Source organism: Mesorhizobium sp. B2-4-19 (assembly GCF_006441315.1).
Taxonomy (GTDB): Bacteria; Pseudomonadota; Alphaproteobacteria; order Rhizobiales; family Rhizobiaceae; genus Mesorhizobium.
The window spans coordinates 149,599-170,731 of the sequence record NZ_VFUV01000007.1 but is presented as its reverse complement, the minus strand read 5'-3'; the positions used below and the strand labels follow the sequence as shown (position 1 = coordinate 170,731).

Below are 21,133 nucleotides of genomic sequence, written 5' to 3'. Positions count from 1 at the left end.
TCTCGAACCGGGCGCCCGGTCGCGGATCAATAGGCGCTGAGGCCGGTGCCCTTGTAGACCTTGTCGAACTCGGCCTTCACCGCGTCGTTCTGGTAGGAGGCCACCAGCGTCTTCACCCAGGCCGCGTTTTCATTGCCGACCTTGACAGCGATGAAGTTGCGGTAGGGATTGTCAGCTATGGGCTCCTGCGCGATGCGGTTTTCCGGCGTCAGGCCGCTTTTCAGCGCCCAGTCGGTGTTGACCACGGCGGCATCGAGATCCTCGACCGAGCGGCCGACGATGCCGGCGTCGAGTTCCTTGATCTCGACCTTCTTGGGGTTCTCCGCGATGTCGGCCGTGGTGGCCAGAATGCCAGTGCCGTCCTTCAGCTTGATCACGCCCTCGTTCTGCAGCACACGCAGCGCCCGGCCTTCATTGGACGGGTCGTTCGGCACGCCGATGACAGCGCTCTCCGGCAAGTCGGCGACCGCCTTGTACTTCTTGGAGTAGAGGCCGATCGGCCAGACGCCGGTATAGCCGACGCGCACGATGTGATAGCCTTGAGTCTTGATCTGGTTGTCGAGATAGGGCTGGTGCTGGAAGGCGTTGGCGTCGATCTCGCCGCGCTCCAGCGCCTCGTTGGGCTGCGTGTAATCGTTGAATACCACGGTCTCGATGGTCAGGCCGTTTTCGGCGGCCTCGGCGATCACGACGCGCCAGACATCCTCGTCCTCGCCGCTGATGATGCCGACCTTGATCGCCTTCTTGTCCTCGGCGAAGGACGCATGCGGCGCCATCAGGCTGCCGACCGCAACGGCCGACGCGAACAGCAGAGCCAGGCCGCTGCGGCGGTTGATGGTTGACCAGGGGGAAGATGGCAAAGTGTTGTTGACGTCGGACATGATTGATCTCTGCGGTTGTGAAGTCATGGCAGCAAGGCGGATTGCCCAGGCTTGGTCACATCGTCAGAAATTCTATCGATTTTATCAAAGAACGCGTTTCGCCGTTCTCGGCGAAGCCGGGAATATTCTCTCAAAAATTTGAAGGGCGGGAGCACAAGACGCCGTTGGATCGACCGCGGCGATGTCGCGCTGCGTTCCGAGGGGCAATCGGGAGTGGTTAGATTCTCAGAGAGCCCGGCGGGTGCTCACAGCGCGATCCAGGCGGTCTTCAGCTCCAGGTATTTCTCCAGCGCATGCAGCGACTTGTCGCGGCCGAAACCGGACTGCTTGACGCCGCCGAGCGGCACGGTGATGTCGGCGCCGCCATAGGTATTGACGTGGACGACGCCGGCGTGGATGGCGCGCACCATGCGGTGCGCGGTGGAGAGGTTGGCGGTCCACACCGCAGAAGCGAGCCCGTAGACGGTGGAATTGGCAAGTCGCACGGCCTCTTCCTCGGTATCGAAACGCATGACGCCGAGCACCGGCCCGAACACCTCCTCGCGGGCAAGCTGCATGTTCTGAGTGACGTTCTCGAAGATCGTCGGCGCCATGTAGCTGCCGCCGGTCTCGGCCAGGATGCGTTCGCCGCCGGTGACCAGGCGTGCGCCTTCGATTTGCGCCCGGGCGACGAAGCCGAGGTTCTTGTCCAGCTGTTCCGCGCTCGACACCGCGCCGATGTCGCTCAAGAGATCGAGCGGATCGCCGACCTTCAGCCGCATGGTCGCCGAGACAAGCTCGTCCATGAAGCGGTCATAGACCGATGCCTGGACGAGCAGGCGCGAGCCGGCGACGCAGACCTGGCCGGAATTGCGAAAGATGCCGTTGGCCGAGACCACCGCCGCCTGCTTCAAATCCGAGGCGTCGGCGAAGACGATGTTGGGCGACTTGCCGCCGAGTTCGAGGAAGACGCGCTTCAGATTGGAGCGGGCGGAATAGTCGAGCAGCCGACGGCCGACCGGCCCCGAGCCGGTGAAGGCGATGGCGTCGACATCCACATGCAGGCCGAGCGCCTCGCCGGTGACCGCGCCCCGGCCGGTGACGACGTTGAGCACGCCGGCGGGCATGCCGGCCTCGGTAGCCAGCTCCGCCAGCCGCAACAGCGTCAGCGAGGCGATCTCCGGCGGCTTGACCAACACGCAATTGCCGGCGGCAAGCGCGGGCGCGATCTTCCAGGCGCCGATCATCAGCGGGAAATTCCACGGCACGATGACACCGACGACGCCGAGCGGCTCCTTGTGGATCAGCCCGAGCACGTTCTCGGCCGTCGGCGCGATCTCGCCATAGACCTTGTCGATCGCCTCGGCGTAGTAGCGGATGGCGCCGGCGGCCGACAGCGGCTCGGCCTTGTAGGCCATGCCGATCTCGGTGCCATTGTCGCGCACGCCGAGCACCGCCAGTTCGTCGGCATGCTTTTCGACCAATTCGGCGAGCCTGCCCAGCACCTTCTTGCGGAAGGCGGGGGCGGCGCGCGACCACGACCCCCTCTCGAACGCATTGCGCGCCGATGTCACCGCGCGGTCGACATCGGCGGCATTGCCGTCGGCGATGCTGGCGAAAACGCGACCGTCGATCGGCGAGACAACCGGCAGCGTCGCGCCACTTGTTCCCGTTGACTGTGCGCCATCGATGAACAGGCCGCGCGCGCCGATCGCCGTGTGGCGCAGCGTGTCGATGGTATTTTGACTGATCATGATCTTCTCATTTCAGGTGGGCTGGGCGGCTTGCTACGCCGCCCAGATATTTCGCTCAATCCTTCAGCGGCAGGCCGAGGCCCTCGAAGGCGACCGGGTCGCGGCCCCGCAAGGCGCCGGCCAGCAGCAGGCCGACCACTGCGGCGATCAGCACCAGCCCCGGCAGGAACACGCCGAGGAAGCCGCCGGCGCCGGACAGGCTGCCGAAATTGATGACGATCAGATAGATGATGACGACGAAGGCGATGAAGGTCAGCCCGGGCAGGATGGTGGTCTTCACCGCGTTCTCCTGCGCCGACGGGTTGGCGCGGAAGTACATCACCACGGCAAGCGAGGCGACCGCCATCATGACAATGACGCCGAGCGTCGCGACATTGGTCAGCCAGGAAAACAACGCCAGCACCGGATCGAGGCCGAGCACGGCGAACAGCCCGACGACAACGGCCGCCAGCACACTCTGGATCACCGAGGCGACATGCGGGCTCTGATGCGCCGAATGCGTCACGCCGATCGACTGCGGCAACAGCTTCTCGCGGCCCGAGACATAGATATAGCGGGCAACCGCATTGTGGAACGCCAGCACGCCTGCAAACAGGCTCGACACGAACAGGATGCTCATGGCGTGCGTCAGCAGCGTTCCGGCATAGCGGTCGGACAAGCCGAACAGGAAGGTCGTCGGATCCTGCAGGCCCTGCAGCGCCGGCAGCAATTTGTCGACGCCGGCACCGACCGCCATCAGCCAGGCGGTGACCATGTAGAACACGCCGATCAAAAGCACCGAGAAATAGGTGGCGCGCGGAATGGTGACCTTGGGATCGCGGGCTTCCTCGGCATAGATCGTCGTCGCCTCGAAGCCGATGAAGGCGGCGAAGCAGAACAGGATGGCGATGGCCGGCGCGCCCGATGTGATCTGGCCCCAGCTGAACGGCGCGGCCGACAGGCCGCTGTCACCGCCGGTCTTGAGGATCGTCAGATCGAGGATCAGCACCACGGCGTATTCGCACAGCACCAGCACCGTCAGGATCTTGGCCGACAGGTCGACCTGGCGGTAGCCGAGCACGGCGACGATGGCGATGGCGATGAAGCTCCACACCCACCAGGGCAGGTTGATGCCCCAGCCGGCGAACAGGCCGGAGGTGGCTGCACCGAGCAGGCCCATGACGCCGATCTGCATGGCATTGTAGGACAGGATGGCGATCAGCGCCGTGGCGCCGCCGGCGAGACCGCCCAGGCCGCGCGCGGCATAGGCATAGAAGGCGCCGGCATTGCCGACATGGCGCGACATGGCGACATAGCCGACCGCGAACAGGAGCAGCAGCACCGTCACGATCAGGTAAGTGCCGGCAAAGCCCGCGCCATTGCCCATCAGCATGCCGAGCGGGGTGCCGCCGGCGACCGCCGTAAGGGGTGCGGCCGCCGAGATCACCATGAAGGTGATGGCGCCGACGCCGAGACTGTTCTTGCGCAGCCTGTTGGCCGGCGCCTGTTCCGAAACTGCTGTCATTGGTCCCTCCTGTTTGCAAACCGGTTTGGCTTGCCGGCCGAATGGCCTGTCCCTTATGCTCTGGATGCTGGTTCATTATTCGAACCGTTATTTTGAATATAGACTTGCAAACCAAGCGGCTTGCTGTCAAGTTAATTCACACGTTAATTGATTGCCCCTGCTGGGAGGCAAATGCCGGGAGGATGCATTGGGTACGGTCGGCAAGGCGATTTCACTTCTGGAGCTGTTCACCGTGGCCGAACCCGAGCTCGGGCTGACCGATCTGGCGCGCCGCTCGGGCTTCGACAAAGCAACGACGCGGCGGCTGCTGGTGGCGCTTACGGGCCATGGCTTCGTCGAGCAGGACGCCGCCACGCGGCGCTACAGGCTCGGTGCCGGCCTGTCGCGGCTGGCGCGCATCCGCGAGGCGCGCTTCCCATTCCTGCGGACCGCGGTGCCGCTGGCGCGGGATCTGGCCAGCGCCACGGCCGAGACCGTGCATCTGTCGGAATTCGGCATCGACAGGCTGGTCACCGTCCATGTCGAGCATCCGGCCTGGGCGAACCGCGTCAACATCGATATCGGCCAGCTTCTGCCCCTGCATTCGACCGCGTCGGGCATCGCCTATCTGGCCTTTGCCAGGGCGGAAGTCGTCAAGGCATGCCTGGCGGGTCCTATCGAGGCCTTTACGGCGCACACGCTGATCGAGCCCGTCGCCATTTCCCGTTCCATGGCCGAGGCGCGCGAGCGCGGCTACTCGATCTGCGATCAGGGCCTGGAAGAAGGCGTCATATCCGTCGCGGCGGCAATCCTGGCGGCGGATGGCTTCGCGCTCGGCACCATCGCGGTGGCCGCGCCGAAGGCCAGGACGACGACGGCCGACATCACGCAACGCGGACTTGCGGTCATGGCAGCGGCACGGGAGATTTCGATGCGCCTCAATGGCGACAATCTGCAAAGTCTGAGGAGGCAGGCCTGATGTCCGCTGAGACCACGCCCCGCATCCTGGTCATCGGCACCGGCGACACCAAGGCCGACGAATTGCTGTTCATGAAAGCCTGCATCGAGGCATCGGGCGGCAGCGCCGTGATGATGGATGTCAGTGTGCTGGGCAATCCGCCCTACAGCCCCGATCACGACAAGCACGCCGTGGCCCGCGCCGTCGACGTGACGATCGAGGACATCGTCGCGAGCGGTGACGAGAACACCGCCATGACGCTGATGGCGGGCGGGGCCGTGCAACTGGTGCGCCAGCTGCACCGCAATGGCGAGATCGACGCCTTCATCGCCATAGGTGGCTCGATGGGCACCGATCTGGCGCTCGACGTCGCACTTTCCCTGCCGCTCGGCGTGCCGAAATTCGTCGTCTCCACCATCGCCTATTCGCACCTGATCCCGCCCGAACGGGTCGCGCCGGACCTGATGATGATCCTCTGGGCCGGCGGGCTCTACGGCCTTAACTCGATCTGCAGACTGGTCCTGTCGCAGGCCTGCGGCGCGGTGGTCGGCGCGGCCAGGATCGTGCTGGAGAGCCGCGCCTCGGCCCCGGCGATCGGCCCGACCATCGGCATGACCTCGCTCGGCAGCTCCTGCCTGCGCTACATGAAGACGCTGAAGCCGGCGCTGGAACGCCGCGGCTATGACGTCGCCGTCTTCCACACCACAGGCATGGGCGGCCGCGCCTTCGAATCGATCGCCGGCCAGGAGCATTTCTGCGCCGTCTTCGACTTCAGCCTGCAGGAGATCACCAACCATCTGGCCGGTTCCGTCGTCTCCTCCGGCAGCGACCGGCTGGAAAATGCCGGCGCCCGCGGCATTCCGCAGATCGCCGCCCCTGGCGCGGTCGACATGGTCGACCTGCCGACCTGGCAGCATTTGCCGGCTAAATTCTCGCAAAGGCCGTTTCACGCCCATAACAGGCTGATCGCCTCGATCACCGTCGATGCCGAAGACCGCCGCGAGGTCGCCAGGACCATTGCCGCCAAGCTCGGCGCCTCGAAAGGGCGCTCCGCCCTCATCCTGCCTTCCCAGGGCATCCAGGAGTGGGACATGCAGGGCGAGCCGCTCTACGAGCCGGAAGCCCTCACCGCCTTCGTCGACGAGATGCGCAAGGCGATTTCCCCCGAAGTCGAGTTCCACGAGATCGACGCCCATATCAACAGCGACGATTTTGTCGCCAAGGCACTGGAGATCTTCGACCGCTGGGTCGGGGAAGGCATCGTACCGCGCGGCATGCCGGCCAAGGGGGTGGCAGCGTGAGCGCTGTTCCGGCCCAGGCGCTCGTCCTCGATTTCGGCGGCGTCGTCACGCGCACGCTGTTCGAGACCCATGCCCTGACCGAACAAGCGCTCGGCTTGAGGCCGGGAACGCTGCAATGGCGCGGCCCGTTCGATCCAGCCAGCGATCCCCTGTGGCGCTCGATGCAGGCCGACGAGATCAGCGAGCGTGACTATTGGCGCACCCGCACCAGTGAGGTCGGGCGTCTCGTCGGAGAGGACTGGCAGGCAATGGAAGCCTTCGTCCAGCGCGCACGCGGGGCCGAGCCGGAAAAGGTGGTGCGGCCCGAAGCCGAACATGCCATCCGCGCCGTTCATGCCGCCGGCTTTCGCCTGGCGATCCTGTCCAACGAACTCGACCTGTTCTACGGTGCCGACTTCCGCCGGCGGCTGCCGCTGCTCGGCCTGTTCGACGTGATCGTCGACGCCACCTATACCGGCATCCTCAAGCCCGACGCGCGCGCCTATGGTTTCGTCACCGAGGCGTTAGGCCTGACTGCCGAGGCTTGTGTCTTCGTCGACGATCAGCAGCGCAATGTCGATGGCGGCCGTGCCGCCGGCATGCGCACGGTGCATTTCGACGTTGCCCGGCCAGCGCTTTCCTATGCCGAAGCCCTTGCCCATTTCGACCTCGTCCCAGTTGCCTGAGACCATTTGCGGAGCCTTGTGATGCGCGACATCAATTTCCTCACCGAGACCAATGCCAAGCCGATCTGGCATCCGATGGCGCATCCTGCCGAGATGCGGGCCAATCCGCCCAAGGTGATCATGAAGGGCGAGGGCGTCACCGTCACCGATATCGATGGCAGGAGCGTGCTCGACGCGGTCGGCGGCCTGTGGAACGTCAATCTCGGCTACAGCTGCGACCCGATCAAGAAGGCGATCGCCGACCAGCTCGGCGCGCTGCCTTACTATTCAGGCTTTCGCGGCACCTCGACCGGGCCGTCGATCGAGCTCGCCTACGAACTCGCCGAATGGTTCGCACCGGAAGGCATGGTGCGGACCTTCTTCACCTCGGGCGGCTCGGATTCGGTCGAGACAGCACTGCGGCTGGCGAGGCAATACTGGAAGATCCGCGGCCAGGGCGATCGCACCAAGTTCCTCGCCTTGAAGAAGGGTTATCACGGCACGCATTTCGGCGGCGCTTCGGTCAACGGCAACGCCAATTTCCGCCGCAACTACGAGCCACTGCTGCCCGGCGTTTTTCACATCCCGGCACCCTGGACCTTCCGCAACCCGTTCGACGAGACCGACCCGGCGCGGCTGGCCAAACTCTGCGCCAAGGCGCTGGAGGACGAGATCGCCTTCCAGGGCGGCGACACCATCGCTGCTTTCATCATGGAGCCGGTGCTCGGCGCCGGCGGCGTCATCGTTCCACACGAAAGCTTCATGCCGCTGGTACGCGAGATCTGCGACCGCCACGAAATCCTGTTGATCGCCGACGAGGTGGTGACAGGCTTCGGCCGCACCGGCGCCTGGTCGGGCTCGCGGCTGACCGGTGTGAAGCCGGATTTCATGACCATCGCCAAGGCGATCACCTCGGGCTATTTCCCGCTCGGCGCGACCTTGATCGGCGCCAAGGTTGCCGATGTCTTCGAGGCTGACAAGACCAGTTTCGGCTCGATCGGCCATGGCTACACCTATTCCGGGCATCCTGCCGGCTGCGCGGCGGGATTGGCGGCACTTGCCGAGACCAAACGCCTTCGCCTGAACGAGAACGCGGCCGCGCGCGGCGTCGAGCTTGGGGCGGTGCTGGAAGGGCTGAAGGCCAGGCACGCCATCGTCGGCGATGTCCGGTACGAGGGGCTGATGGCGGCACTGGAACTGGTCTCGGACCGAGCGACCAAGAAGCCGACCGACAGGAAGACCATGGCCGTGGTTTCGGAGGCGGCCTACGAGGCCGGCGTCATGCTGCGCGTCTCCGGCAACAACATCATCCTGTCGCCGCCTCTCATCATCAGCGCCGCCGATGTCGCCAAGATAGGCGAAGCGCTGGACGCCGGCCTGTCGAAGGTCTGACGAAGCGGCTGATATAACGGAGTTTTGATACATGCAGATGGCTCAATCCCGGAAGAAACCGGCTGGAGAAACGCTGATTGGCCGGCGTGGCCGCCTGCTCGGCGCGAAATCGCAATTGTTCTATGACGAGCCGGTCCACCTGGTGCGCGGTGAAGGCGCCTGGCTCTACGACGCCGACGGCCGCCAATATCTCGATGCTTACAACAATGTCGCCCATGTCGGTCACTGCCACCCGCATGTGGTCGAGGCGCTGTGCCGGCAGGCAAGCCTGCTCAACACCCACACGCGCTATCTCCACACCGCCATCCTCGACTATGTCGAGCGGCTGACCGCGACATTCGATGCCGGCCTGTCCACCGCCATCCTGACCTGCACCGGCAGCGAGGCCAACGACATCGCGCTGCGCATGGCGCAGGCGACGTCAGGCCAGATGGGTATCATCGCCACCGACGCCACCTATCACGGCAACACGTCCGCCGTTTCGCAGCTCTCAACGCGCATGCCTCCGGTCGGCGGCCGGGCTCCCTATGTCCGGCTGGTGCCGGCGCCCGACAGTTATCGCCATCCCGACGCCATGGCCAACGGCAAGGCGTTCAGCGAGGCGGTGCGCGAAGCCATCGCCTCGCTGGCAAAGGACGGTATCGGCCTTTCCGGCATGATCCTCTGCCCGCTGCTCGCCAATGAAGGTTTCCCGACGCTCCCCACCGGATTCTTCGACGAAGCCGTGGCGGCGGTGCACGAGGCCGGCGGTCTGGTCATCGCCGACGAGGTGCAGCCCGGCTTCGGCCGCACCGGCAGCCATTTCTGGGGCCATCAGCGCGCCGGCTTCGTTCCCGACATCGTCACCATGGGCAAGCCGATGGGCAATGGCCATCCGGTCGCCGCCGTCGTCACCACCACCGAAATCCTGGCGACGTTCCGCAACGCCTTCCGCTATTTCAACACCTTTGGCGGCAACCCGGTTTCCTGTGCGGTCGCCAATGCCGTCCTCGATGTCCTGGAAGACGAAAACCTCGTCGCCAATGCGCGCGACGTCGGCGCCTATGCGCTCGGCCTGCTGCGGCCGCTGGCCGATCGGCATGGCTGCATCGGGGAGATCAGGGGCGCCGGCCTGTTCTTCGGCGCCGAGCTGGTCCGCGACCGCGAGACGCGCGAGCCCGCACCCGACATCGCCGGGCGCGTCATCAACGCGATGCGCGACCGTGGCGTGCTGATGGGCAAGACCGGCATCCACGGCAATGTGCTCAAGATCCGCCCGCCCATGCCGTTTTCACGCGCCCATGCCGAGCTTTTGATCGGCACGCTCGACGAAGTCCTTGGTGAGGTCGGCGGAGGGACGGCGTGAACGCGGTTTTCGAGCGAGCCGAGCCTGAGACGCCAGCGGATGTTACCGCGCTTGCCCGGCATGCGCTCGCTTATTGGGGCGTCCGCGACGGCGAGCCGGAGCTGCTGAAATACCGCGAGAACGCGGTCTTCCGCGTCTCTCTGCCGGACGGCCAGCCGGCCGCCATGCGCATCCATCGGCTTGGCTATCACACGGACGCCGCGCTGCGCTCGGAACTGCAATGGATGAGCTTTCTGCAATCCGCCGGTATCGCCACGCCGTCTCCGGTGCCGACCCCGGCCGGCGATCTGTTCGTGCTTGTCGGCACGGTTGCCTCAGGGCCACCCCGACAGGCCGATTGCCTGAGCTGGCTCGAAGGCCGCGCCGTCGGCGCGCGGGGCGTGCCCCTGGCCTACACCCCTGAACAGGCAAGGCAGGTCTTCACCGCGATCGGCGGAACCATCGCGCGCATGCACAATATCAGCGCCAGCTGGACGCCGCCCGCCGGTTTTGCCCGCCATGCCTGGGATTTCGACGGCTTCTTCGGCCCGAACCCGACCTGGGGCCGCTTCGAGACCTCGCCCTTTCTCGATGGTCCGCGCCGCGAGCTTGTTCTGCAGGCACGGGACAAGGCCGCAAAGGCGCTTTCGGAGCATGAGCGCAGCCCTCGCAACTTCGGCATCATCCATGCCGATCTGGTGCGCGAGAACGTGCTGATCCATGACGGTGCGGTTCGCATCATCGACTTCGACGATTGCGGCTTTGGCTGGCATATGTACGACCTTGCCGTCGCCCTGTATCAGAACCGCGATGAGGCGATCTATCCGCTGATCGAGGCATCGCTGCTCGAGGGCTACCGGCAGGAGCGGGACCTGACCGAGCAGGATGTCGCCGCGCTACCGCTGTTCGCAGCGCTGCGGTCATTCGCGTTTCTGGGCTGGGTGCAGAGCCGCGTCGAGGGCGACATCACCAGGGAGGTCGGCCTGCGGATGTCCAACATCGCGGCCGATGTGGTAATCGCCTATCTGCGCGGCGAAGAGGGACCGATAGCGCCCTCAGCCCTTGGCGAAATGAATGCTGACCGTGCCTGAACTGCCGAAATCGGCGACGATCGTGTCGCCGGGCCGCGCTTCCACAGGACGCACGAACGAGCCCGACAGCACCACTTCGCCGGTGGCGATCGACATGCCGTAGCGGGCGAGCCGGTCGGCCAGCCAGGCGATGCCCATGGCCGGGTGGTTGAGCACGCCGGCGCCGAGCCCGGTTTCCTCGACCTCGGCATTGCGCGAGACGATGGCGCCGATCCAGCGCATGTCGGCCTCATCGGGCCGCTGCGGCCGCCCGCCGATGACGATGCCGGCATTGGCGGCGTTGTCGGAGATCGTGTCGAAGAAGCTGCGCGCCTTCTTCGTCTCGGCATTGACGCGTTCGATGCGCGTGTCGAGGATTTCCAACGCCGGCGTGATGTAGTCGGTGGCATTGAGCACGTCGAAGAGGGTCACCCCTGGCCCTTTGAGCGGCGCTTTCATGACGAAGGCGATCTCGGCCTCGACGCGCGGCTGGATGAAGCGGCCAGCCGGAACCGTCGCGCCGTCGTTGAAGAACATGTCGTCGAACAGCACGCCGGAATCCGGCGTGTCGATGGCCAGCGCATATTGCATCGCCTTGGAGGTCAGGCCGATCTTCCAGCCCTTCGGCTTCAGCCCGGCATCGATCTTGCGCGTCACCAGCGCCGCCTGGACGCGATAGGCGTCCTCCATGGTCGCTTGCGGGTAATCGAGGCTGAGCAGTCGGATCTGGCGGCGCGAGCGCTCGGCCTCGAACAGCCGGTTCGCGGCGTCTTCCACTTGTTCCGGGGTCATGAGGCTGCCTCGTCGACGACGCTGTTGCGCAGCACGCCGATGCCGTCGGCCTCGACCTCGATCACGTCGCCCGGCTTCAGCCAGACCGGCGGATCGAAACGCGCGCCGGCGCCGGTCGGCGTGCCGGTGACGATGATATCGCCTGGCGCCAGCGTGGTGAAGGTCGAGACGTAGTTGATGATCTTGCGGAAGGAAAAGATCATGCGGCTGGTGCGGTCCTGCTGGCGCAGCTCTCCATTGACCCGGGTGGAGAGCGCGATGTCGGCGATCTGCGCCTCGCCGGTGAATGGCACCAGCCACGGGCCGATCGAACCGGTGCGGTCGAAATTCTTGCCTTGCGTGACGTTGAACTTGCCATGCCGGACCCAGTCGCGGATGGTGCCTTCGTTGCACAGCGACAGTGCCGCGATATGGCCGAGCGCGTCGGTCTCCGCGATGCGCCGGCCGCCCTTGCCGATGACGATGACGATCTCGCCCTCATAGTCGAGCTGTGGCGATTCCGGCGGCCGCACCAGCGGCGCGCCATGGCCGACGAAGGAGCGGGGAAAGCGGATGAACAATGACGGATTGGCCGGTGCCACTTGCCCGTCCTTGTACTCCTCGTTGCGGTCCGGATAGTTGACGCCGACGCAGATGATCTTTTCCGGCGATGGGACCGGGATGTCGTAGGCGATGGCGTCGAGCGGAAAATCGGCGGCAAACCCCTCCGCCTCTTCCGCCAGCCGCCGCAAGGCGCCGGCCTCGATCACCTCGCGCAATGTCGGCCACTGGCTGTAACGGTCCGACAGGTCGACGACGCCCTTGCCAGTGACGGCGCCATAGCGCGTCTTGCCGCCGGCGGTGAAGGTGGCGAGCCGGCCGCTCATGCTGCGGCTCCGCCGATGGTGATGCGGAATATCGGCGAGGTTGGAGCCCTACGGCGCCCCCCTCTGTCCTGCCGGACATCTCCCCCTCTTGGGGGGAGATTGGACATTGTCTCTGCTTTCGCCAATTTCCAACGTCGTCTGAAACGCGCCGGCCGCAAGGCCAGCCAATCTCCCCCCTTGAGTGGGAGATGTCCGGCAGGACAGAGGGGGGCGACAACGAAAGCTGACATCAACTCAAAATCCCTACGGTGCCACAATCGGCGAAGCCGTCAGATCCGGCTGGCGGGCATCGGCACCGGCGAAACTGCTGCCTTCCTCGAACCAGCTTTTCGGCGCCGGCGCGCCCCACAGTGTCTGGCGCTGCGGGTCCTTGAGGTCCCATTTGATCGGCTCGAGGTCCGGATCGACCGTCTGGTAGTCCGAACAATAGATCTCGATGCGGTGGTTGTCGGGGTCGCGCACATAGAGGAAGAAGGCATTGGAAATGCCGTGCCGGCCGGGGCCGCGCTCGATGTTCGCGAGATAGCCGGTCGTCGCCATCAGATCGAGCAGGTCGATGATGTTGAGCGGCGTCGGCACCCAGAAGGCGACATGGTGCAGGCGCGGCCCGACGCCATTGGTGAAGGCGATGTCGTGGACGCCGCCCTTGCGGTGCGTCCAGGCCGCCCACAGCTTACCGCTCGAGGCATCCTCGGTGTATTCGGTGACCCGGAAGCCGAGCTCGTTGTAGAAGGTGACGGACTCGTCGACATTGGGCGAGAAGCAGTTGAAGTGGTCGATGCGCAGCGGCTTCACGCCGCGATAGAGCGCGTATTTCTGGTGGATCGGTGGCAGCCTTGCCATCTCGGCATAGAATTCGAGCGGAATGCCGTGCGGATCGCGCGTGCGGAAGGTGCGCGACTGGTAGGGCCGCTCGACCCAGTCCACCGGCAGGCCCTTGCCCTTGAAGAAGTGCGCCGCCTTGTCGAGATCCTCGTCCGAAAACACCTTGAAGCCGAGGTCGCGGGCGTCCGGCGTCGTCGCCTTGCGCAGCACGATGCAGTGATGGCCACGCTCCTCCATGGCGCGCAGATAGATGGCGCCCGACGTCTCGTCGGTGACCTGCAGGCCGAGCGTGTCGACATAGAAGGCGCGCGATCTGGCCAGATCGGTCACCGCCAGTTCGACATGGCTGAGGCGCACAATGTTGAAGGCCGGATAGAGGTTGGGCTTGGGCAAGGGCATTCTGATCTCCTCCGGTCAGCCGCCGAGTTTCTGGATCGCGTGTGCTGTCGTGGCGAAGGCGATGTTCTTCGTCTCCATGTAGAAATCGAAGGAATGGTCGCCGCCGTCACGGCCGATGCCGGAATTCTTGACGCCGCCGAACGGCGTCGGCAGATGCCGCACATTCTCCGAATTGACCCAGATCATGCCGGCATCGAGCGCGTCGGTGAAGCGAAAGGCGCGGGTCACGTCAGAGGTCCAGAGATAGCCGGTCAGGCCGTATTGCGTGTCGTTGGCCAGCGTCAGCGCCTCGGCCTCGTCCTTGAAAGCGATTGCCGTCAGCACCGGCCCGAAAATCTCCTCCTGGGCTATGCGCATCCGGTTGGTGGCGCCGGTAAACAGCGTCGGGCTGACATAGCAGCCGCCGCCGGGGCCAGCGAACTTGCCGCCACCGGCGGCCACCACGCCACCCTCTGATTTGCCGATCTCGATATAGGACAGCACCTTCTCCTCATGCACCGGATGGATCAGCGGCCCGACCACGGTCTTGGGGTCGAGCGGATGGCCTATTCTGATGCGCTTGGCCTTCTCCGCCACCAGATCGGTGAACTGGTCGTAAACCGAGGCCTCGACCAGCAACCGTGACGACGAGGTGCAGCGTTCGCCGTTGAGCGAATAGATCATGAACACCGCCGCATCGGCCGCGCGTTCGAGGTCGGCATCGGCAAAGACGATCACCGGGTTCTTGCCGCCGAGCTCGAAATGCACGCGCTTCAGGGTGTCGGCGCCCTGTTTCATGATCATCGAGCCGGTGCGGCTCTCGCCGACGAAGCCGATCGCCTTGATGTCGGGGTGCTCGGTCAGCGCCTTGCCGGCATGTTCGCCAAGCCCGTTGACCAGGTTCCAGACGCCTTTCGGCAGACCGGCCTCCTCGGCGATCTCGACCAACAGGCGCGCCGTCAGCGGCGACAACTCAGCCGGCTTATGAACGACCGTACAGCCTGCCGCCAGCGCCGGCGCGATCTTCCAGGTCGACAGCATGAACGGCGTGTTCCAGGGCGTGATGATGCCGACCGGACCGATCGGCACCCGCGTCGTCATATTGATCTGGCCTGTCGTCCGCAGTGTCTCGCCGTCGCGCGCTTCCGGCGCGCGGTCGGCGAAGAAACGGAAATTCTCCGCGCCGCGCAACGCCGCCTTGGCCATGAATTTCAGTGCCTGGCCGGTGTCCATGCATTCGACGAAGGCGATTTCCTCGGCGCGCGCCTCGATCGCGTCGGCAATTCTGTGCAGCAGCTTCTTGCGCGCTTCGCCAAGCATGGCCGCCCAGGCCGGGAAGGCCGCCTTGGCCGCCTTGGCGGCGCGGTCGATGTCGGCACTGCTGCCGCGCGCGACCTTGGCCAGCGGCTTCAAGTCGACGGGCGACAGCGTCTCGAAGGTCGAGCCGTCAGCGGCCGACACTGCTTCGCCGCCGATCTGGTTCAGCACGCCGTCGCTCTTGAAACGGGCCAGATAGGCCTCGGCCTTCTTCAGATTGCCTTCGAGGTCGGACATGTCAGCTTTCCGTCACTTGCCGCGCAGCCGCGGGTGGATTGCATTCCTCTTCCAGCTCAGCGCCGGATCGATTTCCCGGATCTCCAGGGACAGGGCGAAATGCGGGGTCTCGAACAGCGGCGCCAGATATTCGCTCACCGCCTTGAAGACGGCATCGCCCGTGCGTTTCTTGTCCTCGGCGCTGCGGCCCGCCCCGACGCGAAACGACATGTCGAGAAAGGCGTTTTCCGGCAGATTGTCGGCTATGGCGTAGGCCTCGGCGCGAAAGGCCCGCACCCGCACCGCGCCGGTCTCGAACAGCCCGGTGTCGAGCACGGTGCGCAGCACCAGCGCGCACAATTCGGCCATGTCGACCTTGGCATCGAGATTGGCTGAATACTCGATGGAGAAGTGAGGCACCGCGTCTCGTCCCTGGAACATTGCCTTGTTGTAGTTAACGCGTTAATTACATGCGATGTCGCCGAAGTCAAGCCTTGCGTCTGGCCCGAGGCGACGATACGGGATGACGGGCTTTGACGGCCAGCGCTGCCGGGCAAAGCCTGCCGCCGATCGCAAGCCAGCGCTGGAGAGAATTTCACTTGCTGCCCGAGAACACCCGCCGCTCCTTGCCAATGGCGCTCCTTCATGCCCGCGAAGTGGTGATGGCGCGGTTTCGCCCGATGCTCGCCGCGCATGACGTGACCGAACAGCAATGGCGGGTGTTGCGCGTGCTGAGCGAGGCCGGCCCGGTCGAGGCGACCGAGCTTGCCGATCGCGCCTCGGTGCTGCCGCCCAGCCTGACGCGCATCATCAAGGCGCTCGAGGGCCGAAAGTTCATCACCCGAAACAAAGCGGAAGGCGACGGCCGCCGCGTCATCCTGACCATCGCCCCGGCCGGCTCTGCCCTGATCGACGCCCTGTCCCCCGAACGCCGCGTCATCTACGACGACATCGAGCGGCGGTTTGGCCATGAGCGGCTGGAGCAGCTGCTCGATCTGCTGGAGGCGCTGATCGACGGCGAGAGCTGAGCGCTCTCCGTCCCGCGCCGTTCGCCCCGCCTCACCCGCCAAAACTGCCGAGCCGTGTCGGCTGCGTGTAGTTGCGGTCGACATAGAGCAGCGCCGAGCCACCGCTGCCGTGCCGCACGTCGATGACGCGGCCGATCATGACATTGTGCGTGCCGACGATATGCACGTCCTCGATCTCGCAATCGAAATTGACGATCGCGTCCGACAGCGCCGGCGTGCCCGAGGTCAGCGTCTGCCAGCGCGCCGCCGAATAGCGGGCCTCCATGTCCCTTGTCGCGCCGGCGAACTTTCCCGCCAGGTGCATGTGGTCATGCGTCAGCACATTGACGCAGAAGCGCCGGTTGGCGAGGAACATGGCGGCCTGCGTTGAACGCCCGTTCATGCAGACCAGCAGCGTCGGCGGCTCGTCTGAAACGCTGCACATGGCGGTGGCGGTGAAGCCGCCGCGCCCGGCCGGACCATCGGTCGTGACGATGTTGACCGGCGCGCAGACCCTTGCCATGGCGTCGCGGAAATCGGTTTTCGAGATCTGCGTGGCCATCCGAGTTCATCCAGCCGTCGAGGTCAGCGGCTGCAGCCAGGTGTCATCAGTCCAGCCATTCTCGTCATAGTCGGCCATGCAGGTGTCGACCAGTTCCTCCATCGCCTTCAGCCGCCCGCTGCGTTCGGCGCCCTTCAGCACCTGCAACCGCACCTCTTCCGGTGCGCCGGCATAGTTGAGCTCATAGAGCGCGTGGCGGCCGCCGAACTCGGTGCCGGTCGCGTCCCACAGCAGCTTCATGATCTTGATGCGCTCGACATGGCCCATATCGTTGGAGCCGCGCACATATTGCGCCAGGTACTTGTCGATCTCGGGATTGTTGAAGTCGCGCACCGATGACGGCAAATAGATCAGCCCCGATGCGATCACCCGGCGCACCGTGTCGATGACGCGCGGATAGGCTTCCGACATGAAGGTGCGATAGGCGAGGGCGGCATCGAGATTGGGCAGCACCGCGCCATTCGCCCACGGGATCGGATTGTAGGCCATGGCATTGGAAAAGCTCCAGAACATGTGCCTGAGCGCAATCACCTCGCCAAGTGCCGCCTGATTGCCGCGAAAGGCGTCGCCGCCGGTGGCGCGCAGCGCCTTGGCGAGCAGACCGGCGAGGAAGTCGAGCTTGACGGCGAAGCGCGTGCAGCCCTGGAAGCAATAGCCATGCATGAAGCCCGACGCCGGGTGGAACGACAGGATCTTCTGCGCGTCGCGCAGCACCAGCACGTCCTCCCAGGGGATGAAGACATTGTCGAGCACCAGGATGGCGTCGTTCTCGTCGAAGCGCGACGACAGCGGATAGTCGAAGGGTGCCGCCATCGTATTGGCCGTCTGTTCATAGGAGACGCGGCAGAACATCTTTATCCCCGGCGCGTTCATCGGCACGATGAACATCACCGACAGCGACGGATCCTCGGTGACCGTCGCCGAGCCCTGCGCCAGGAAATTGTAGTGCGTCAGCGCCGAGGACGTCGCCACCACCTTGGCGCCGGAGACATGGATGCCGGCATCCGTCTCTTTGGTGATATGGACGAACACGTCCTTCACCTGTTCGGCCGGCTTGTGGCGGTCGATCGGCGGGTTGACGATGGCATGGTTCATGAACAACACGGCGTCCTGCGCCCGTTTGTGCCAAGCGCGGGCATTGTCCTTGAACGGGCCGTACCAGTCGGCATTGGCGCCGAGCGTGTTCATCAGTGCCGCCTTGTAGTCGGGCGTGCGCCCCATCCAGCCGTACGACATGCGCGACCACTGCGCGATCGCCGTCTGCTGGGCGGCGAGATCGGCGGCGGAATGGGCGACGCGGAAATATTTGTGGGTGTAGCCGCCCGAACCGGTGTCGGTCGGCGAGGTCAGCGCCGCTTGCCGCGCCGGGTCGTGCAAGGCATCGTAGAGGCGGGCGAGCGAGCGGACCGAATTGCGCATCGCCGGATGCGTGGTGACGTCGGCCACACGCTCGCCATTGATGTAGACCTCGCGCCCGTCGCGCAGGCTCTCCAGATATTCGGCCCCGGTGAACGGGCGTTTCGTGTCGGCCCGGAAATCTTCCGATCGCATCATCATCCTCCCTTAACGTGTTAACGATAGCGCTGGCCGTTACAAAGGTTTATGGACAAAAGCACGAATCCGCTTGGACTTTTTCCACTGGCATGAGCGAAACTGGTATTCCCGATTTCTTCGTCTATGGCGAGCCGGTGCGGCCGCTCGATGTCGGCTTCCTGCATGTCGAGACAGTGCTGGCGCGCAGCAACATCCATCTCGGTCAGGTCGCTGCGCACAAGCATCCGCAGATGGGTCAGATCACCTACTGGACCAGCGGCTCCGGCACCTACCGCATCGAGGACCGCTCCTGGGACTTTTCGGCGCCGGCCGTCAGCTTCGTGCCGAGCACCATCGTGCATGGCTTCTCGATCGGCCCCGGCACCGACGCCATCGTCGTCTCGGTCGCCGACGATGCGCTCGCCGCCCTGGCCGGCCACAGCCTGCTGCCGCTCGACAGGCCGGTCTTTGCCGACGGCCTGCCGCGACACGCCGCATGGAAAAACCTGGCGACGGTGCTGGAGATGATCGCCGCCGAATATGCCGAGGCGCAGGCCGGCAATGACAAGGTCCTGCCGTCGCTGATTGCCGTCGCGCTCTCCCACATCGCGCGTCTCGCGCCGGCGACTGTCGCCGCCACCCAATCTTCCGATGCGTCGCTGGCCATGGGCCTGCGCCGGCTTGTCGATGCGCATTTCCGCGACAACTGGCCGGTCGAGCGCTACGTCGAGACGCTGGCCACGACGCCGCATCTCCTCGACAAGGCTGCCCATGCGGTGCTGGGCAGCGGCGTCAAGCGCGTCGTCAGCGAGCGGCGGCTGCTGGAAGCCAAGCGGCTCTTGCTGTTCACCGTGCGCACGGTCGAGGACATCGCTTACGAGATCGGCTTCGACGACCCCGCCTATTTCTCAAGGTTCTTCCGCGAACGGATAGGCGAAGCGCCTGCCGCCTGGCGGCGGAAGCAGTTGCGGCAGGGCTGAGGCAAACCCGCGCACTTTCCCGCTTGACTGACCAGCCGGACCGAATACCCTAGGACAAAATACCGGCTCTGATCGCCGGGCGGCAAGAATGCCTCGTATGCCTCGCCCCTGCAGCGCTGGCTGCGGGGCATTTTCATTTCTGGGGTCCTGTTTGAAACGGCGCATCGAGATCGGTATCCTCTATTCCCGTTCGGGGAGCTATCAGCTCGTCTCCGATGCATGCCGCATGGGTGCCATTCGGGCGATCGCCGACATCAATGCCGACCGCGGCTCAGGCATAGAGCTGGTGCCGGTCGAGCGCGATCCGCAAAGCAATGCCGACCGCTATGCGACGCTTTGCGAAGACATCTTCAAGACCAGCAGCGCGCGCCATGTCGTCGGCTGCGTCACCTCCTGGAGCCGCAAGGAGACCATTCCGGTGCTGGAGAAGGCCGGCGGCATGCTCTGGTATGCATGCCCCTATGAAGGCTTCGAGGCCAACGAGCATGTCGTCTACATGCACGCTTGTCCCAACCAGCATCTGGTGCCGCTGATGGCCCATGTCGTGCCGCGCTTCGGCGCCAACGGCTTCCTGCTCGGCTCGAACTATATCTGGGGCTGGGAGATGAACCGCGTGGCGCGCGACCTGATCGCCGACGCCGGCGGCAAGGTGCTGGGCGAACGCTATCTGCGCATCGGCGAGACCGACGTGTCGCGCCTCATCGGAGAAATCCGGGCGACGCGGCCGAGCTTCATCCTCAACAATCTGATAGGCACCTCGTCCTACGCCTTCCTCGCCGCCTATCGCGATTTGGGCGACGAGGATGCTGCCTTCCGTCCGGAAAATTGCCCCGTCATCTCCTGCAACCTCACCGAGGGCGAACTGCCGGCGATCGGCGAGATGGGAAGAGGGCATCTGTCCGTCGGCCCGTATTTCGCGCCGCGGCCGGCGGCCTTCGCCTCGTCCTTCGAGGCCTCGGCCTATGCCTCGGTGCAGGTGATGGCCGACGTGCTCGCGCGCGATCCCGAAGCTGGACCCGCGGAATTCTCCAAGGCTTTCGCCGAACGGCGCTTCTCCACCCGGCTCGGGCCGATTGTCATCGACGCCAACACCCAACACGCGACGCTGCCTGTCATCATCGGCCGGATCGCCGACGGGTTCTTCGAGGTCGTCAGCCGTGAGGATGAGGTCGTGCCGGATCCCTATCTGTCGCGCTACGATCCTGCCAGGACGTTCGGGCGTCCGCGCCTGCGGGTGGTGTCGTGACCAGGACGCGCATTCCCAACCTCGGCGGCGCCAGGGCCTTCATCCTGCATCGCCCGCATCCGACGGTTCAGGCCATCACCAGGCAATTGTCGGCGATCGGCCTGATCGCGCTCGACTGCTGGCCGGAACTGCCGCCGGAGGCGCTGGCCGCCGATTTCGTCTTCTTCGATGCAGATCTCGGTTTCGACGAGCAATTCCCCTGGAAAGCCGGTGAAGCGCCGATGCCGCTGGTGGCGCTGATCGGTTCCGAGGCGCCGGGCCGCATCGAGTGGGCGCTCTCTCACAAGGCCGACGCGCAACTCTTGAAGCCGGTCGGCACCGCCGGCGTCTACAGCGCATTGCTGATCGCAAGGCAGAGTTTCGAGGCGCGTAAACACTTAGCCGGCGAAATTGCATCGCTGCGCCAGCGTGTCGCCGAGCGGCAGACCATCGTGCGCGCGGTGGCGGCGTTGTCGAAAGGCTCGGACGACGAGCGCGCCTATGCGCAGCTGCGCTCGCTGGCGATGAGCTGGCAGATCAGCGTCGAGGATGCCGCGCGCCGGATCGTGGCGATGACCGATGAGGAAGCAACGGGCGAGGAAGGTGGCGATGACCAGTCCCATCGCGCCTGACCTCCCGGCCACGG

The 21,133-nt window shown here is 65.1% G+C and carries 20 protein-coding genes; 10 read left to right on the top strand and 10 right to left on the bottom strand.

The features are described 5' to 3' along the window. Positions 1-26: 26 nt before the first annotated feature. The 3 genes from FJ546_RS14705 to FJ546_RS14695 form a co-directional block, all read right to left on the bottom strand. Positions 27-881: a MetQ/NlpA family lipoprotein gene (locus FJ546_RS14705; protein WP_140890000.1), complete on the bottom strand. Its 855-nt coding sequence runs from the start codon at positions 879-881 to the stop codon at positions 27-29. Positions 882-1,126: 245 nt separating this feature from the next. Next, complete coding sequence (locus FJ546_RS14700) at positions 1,127-2,614, bottom strand: aldehyde dehydrogenase (protein WP_140889999.1); 1,488 nt, start codon at positions 2,612-2,614, stop codon at positions 1,127-1,129. 55 nt (positions 2,615-2,669) lie between these two features. Next, complete coding sequence (locus FJ546_RS14695) at positions 2,670-4,118, bottom strand: APC family permease (RefSeq protein ID WP_140889998.1); 1,449 nt, start codon at positions 4,116-4,118, stop codon at positions 2,670-2,672. A gap of 187 nt (positions 4,119-4,305) precedes the next feature. On the opposite strand from FJ546_RS14695, the gene FJ546_RS14690 reads away from it, so the two are divergent. Genes FJ546_RS14690 through FJ546_RS14665 form a run of 6 tightly spaced genes read left to right on the top strand, consistent with a single transcriptional unit; the run spans position 4,306 to position 10,807 of the window. After that, complete coding sequence (locus FJ546_RS14690) at positions 4,306-5,076, top strand: IclR family transcriptional regulator (RefSeq protein ID WP_140889997.1); 771 nt, start codon at positions 4,306-4,308, stop codon at positions 5,074-5,076. Then, positions 5,076-6,356: a Tm-1-like ATP-binding domain-containing protein gene (locus FJ546_RS14685; RefSeq protein ID WP_140889996.1), complete on the top strand. Its 1,281-nt coding sequence runs from the start codon at positions 5,076-5,078 to the stop codon at positions 6,354-6,356. The genes FJ546_RS14690 and FJ546_RS14685 overlap by 1 nt, the downstream gene beginning before the upstream one ends. Then, positions 6,353-7,021, top strand: coding sequence for an HAD-IA family hydrolase (locus FJ546_RS14680; RefSeq protein ID WP_140889995.1), 669 nt, complete (start codon positions 6,353-6,355; stop codon positions 7,019-7,021). Before FJ546_RS14685 ends, FJ546_RS14680 begins: the two co-directional genes overlap by 4 nt. Before the next feature lie 21 nt (positions 7,022-7,042). Next, entirely contained in the window at positions 7,043-8,392 is a 1,350-nt protein-coding gene (locus FJ546_RS14675; protein ID WP_140889994.1) for an aminotransferase class III-fold pyridoxal phosphate-dependent enzyme, read from the top strand. 37 nt (positions 8,393-8,429) lie between these two features. Next, a complete protein-coding gene (locus FJ546_RS14670) occupies positions 8,430-9,737 on the top strand; it encodes an aminotransferase class III-fold pyridoxal phosphate-dependent enzyme (RefSeq protein WP_140889993.1) in 1,308 nt (435 codons plus the stop codon). Beyond that, positions 9,734-10,807 carry a phosphotransferase gene (locus FJ546_RS14665; protein ID WP_140889992.1) on the top strand — a complete coding sequence of 358 codons (1,074 nt, stop codon included), beginning with the start codon at positions 9,734-9,736 and terminating at the stop codon, positions 10,805-10,807. The genes FJ546_RS14670 and FJ546_RS14665 overlap by 4 nt, the downstream gene beginning before the upstream one ends. Here FJ546_RS14665 and hpaH read toward each other — a convergent pair. The 5 genes from hpaH to FJ546_RS14635 form a co-directional block, all read right to left on the bottom strand. Then, a complete protein-coding gene (hpaH, locus tag FJ546_RS14660; protein WP_140889991.1) occupies positions 10,772-11,578 on the bottom strand; it encodes a 2-oxo-hept-4-ene-1,7-dioate hydratase in 807 nt (268 codons plus the stop codon). The genes FJ546_RS14665 and hpaH overlap by 36 nt on opposite strands. Beyond that, positions 11,575-12,444: a fumarylacetoacetate hydrolase family protein gene (locus FJ546_RS14655; RefSeq protein ID WP_140889990.1), complete on the bottom strand. Its 870-nt coding sequence runs from the start codon at positions 12,442-12,444 to the stop codon at positions 11,575-11,577. Before FJ546_RS14655 ends, hpaH begins: the two co-directional genes overlap by 4 nt. Positions 12,445-12,687: 243 nt before the next feature. Further along, positions 12,688-13,668: a 3,4-dihydroxyphenylacetate 2,3-dioxygenase gene (gene hpaD, locus FJ546_RS14645; RefSeq protein WP_140889989.1), complete on the bottom strand. Its 981-nt coding sequence runs from the start codon at positions 13,666-13,668 to the stop codon at positions 12,688-12,690. Positions 13,669-13,683: 15 nt separating this feature from the next. After that, the gene (gene hpaE / locus FJ546_RS14640; protein WP_140889988.1) at positions 13,684-15,201 is read right to left on the bottom strand and encodes a 5-carboxymethyl-2-hydroxymuconate semialdehyde dehydrogenase; all 1,518 of its coding nucleotides are present in this window, start codon (positions 15,199-15,201) and stop codon (positions 13,684-13,686) included. A gap of 12 nt (positions 15,202-15,213) precedes the next feature. Continuing rightward, positions 15,214-15,600 carry a 5-carboxymethyl-2-hydroxymuconate Delta-isomerase gene (locus tag FJ546_RS14635; protein ID WP_140889987.1) on the bottom strand — a complete coding sequence of 129 codons (387 nt, stop codon included), beginning with the start codon at positions 15,598-15,600 and terminating at the stop codon, positions 15,214-15,216. A 212-nt stretch (positions 15,601-15,812) separates the two neighbouring features. Between FJ546_RS14635 and hpaR the strand changes: the two genes are divergently transcribed. Then, entirely contained in the window at positions 15,813-16,208 is a 396-nt protein-coding gene (hpaR, locus tag FJ546_RS14630) for a homoprotocatechuate degradation operon regulator HpaR (protein ID WP_245438054.1), read from the top strand. Between the two features lie 31 nt (positions 16,209-16,239). Here hpaR and FJ546_RS14625 read toward each other — a convergent pair whose 3' ends face one another. Together FJ546_RS14625 and FJ546_RS14620 are read right to left on the bottom strand one after the other, a co-directional pair. Continuing rightward, positions 16,240-16,749, bottom strand: coding sequence for a flavin reductase (locus FJ546_RS14625; protein ID WP_027040919.1), 510 nt, complete (start codon positions 16,747-16,749; stop codon positions 16,240-16,242). Positions 16,750-16,755: 6 nt separating this feature from the next. Continuing rightward, the gene (locus FJ546_RS14620; RefSeq protein ID WP_140889986.1) at positions 16,756-18,300 is read right to left on the bottom strand and encodes a 4-hydroxyphenylacetate 3-hydroxylase N-terminal domain-containing protein; all 1,545 of its coding nucleotides are present in this window, start codon (positions 18,298-18,300) and stop codon (positions 16,756-16,758) included. Positions 18,301-18,392: 92 nt separating this feature from the next. Between FJ546_RS14620 and FJ546_RS14615 the strand changes: the two genes are divergently transcribed. The 3 genes from FJ546_RS14615 (at position 18,393) to FJ546_RS14605 (ending at position 21,119) form a co-directional block, all read left to right on the top strand. After that, positions 18,393-19,262, top strand: coding sequence for a helix-turn-helix domain-containing protein (locus FJ546_RS14615; protein WP_140889985.1), 870 nt, complete (start codon positions 18,393-18,395; stop codon positions 19,260-19,262). 151 nt (positions 19,263-19,413) lie between these two features. Then, the gene (locus FJ546_RS14610) at positions 19,414-20,508 is read left to right on the top strand and encodes a transporter substrate-binding protein (protein WP_140889984.1); all 1,095 of its coding nucleotides are present in this window, start codon (positions 19,414-19,416) and stop codon (positions 20,506-20,508) included. Then, positions 20,505-21,119 (top strand): ANTAR domain-containing protein, encoded by a 615-nt coding sequence (locus FJ546_RS14605; protein ID WP_140889983.1) that lies wholly within the window; start codon positions 20,505-20,507, stop codon positions 21,117-21,119. The genes FJ546_RS14610 and FJ546_RS14605 overlap by 4 nt, the downstream gene beginning before the upstream one ends. The last annotated feature ends 14 nt before the right edge of the window (positions 21,120-21,133 follow it).

Coding starts and splice junctions, on each gene's coding strand:
- FJ546_RS14705 (WP_140890000.1), bottom strand. CDS start 881: ATGTCCGACGTCAACAACACTTTGCCATCTTCCCCCTGGTCAACCATC.
- FJ546_RS14700 (WP_140889999.1), bottom strand. CDS start 2,614: ATGATCAGTCAAAATACCATCGACACGCTGCGCCACACGGCGATCGGC.
- FJ546_RS14695 (WP_140889998.1), bottom strand. CDS start 4,118: ATGACAGCAGTTTCGGAACAGGCGCCGGCCAACAGGCTGCGCAAGAAC.
- FJ546_RS14685 (WP_140889996.1), top strand. CDS start 5,076: ATGTCCGCTGAGACCACGCCCCGCATCCTGGTCATCGGCACCGGCGAC.
- FJ546_RS14675 (WP_140889994.1), top strand. CDS start 7,043: ATGCGCGACATCAATTTCCTCACCGAGACCAATGCCAAGCCGATCTGG.
- FJ546_RS14670 (WP_140889993.1), top strand. CDS start 8,430: ATGGCTCAATCCCGGAAGAAACCGGCTGGAGAAACGCTGATTGGCCGG.
- hpaH (WP_140889991.1), bottom strand. CDS start 11,578: ATGACCCCGGAACAAGTGGAAGACGCCGCGAACCGGCTGTTCGAGGCC.
- FJ546_RS14655 (WP_140889990.1), bottom strand. CDS start 12,444: ATGAGCGGCCGGCTCGCCACCTTCACCGCCGGCGGCAAGACGCGCTAT.
- hpaD (WP_140889989.1), bottom strand. CDS start 13,668: ATGCCCTTGCCCAAGCCCAACCTCTATCCGGCCTTCAACATTGTGCGC.
- hpaE (WP_140889988.1), bottom strand. CDS start 15,201: ATGTCCGACCTCGAAGGCAATCTGAAGAAGGCCGAGGCCTATCTGGCC.
- hpaR (WP_245438054.1), top strand. CDS start 15,813: ATGGCGCTCCTTCATGCCCGCGAAGTGGTGATGGCGCGGTTTCGCCCG.
- FJ546_RS14625 (WP_027040919.1), bottom strand. CDS start 16,749: ATGGCCACGCAGATCTCGAAAACCGATTTCCGCGACGCCATGGCAAGG.
- FJ546_RS14620 (WP_140889986.1), bottom strand. CDS start 18,300: ATGCGATCGGAAGATTTCCGGGCCGACACGAAACGCCCGTTCACCGGG.
- FJ546_RS14615 (WP_140889985.1), top strand. CDS start 18,393: ATGAGCGAAACTGGTATTCCCGATTTCTTCGTCTATGGCGAGCCGGTG.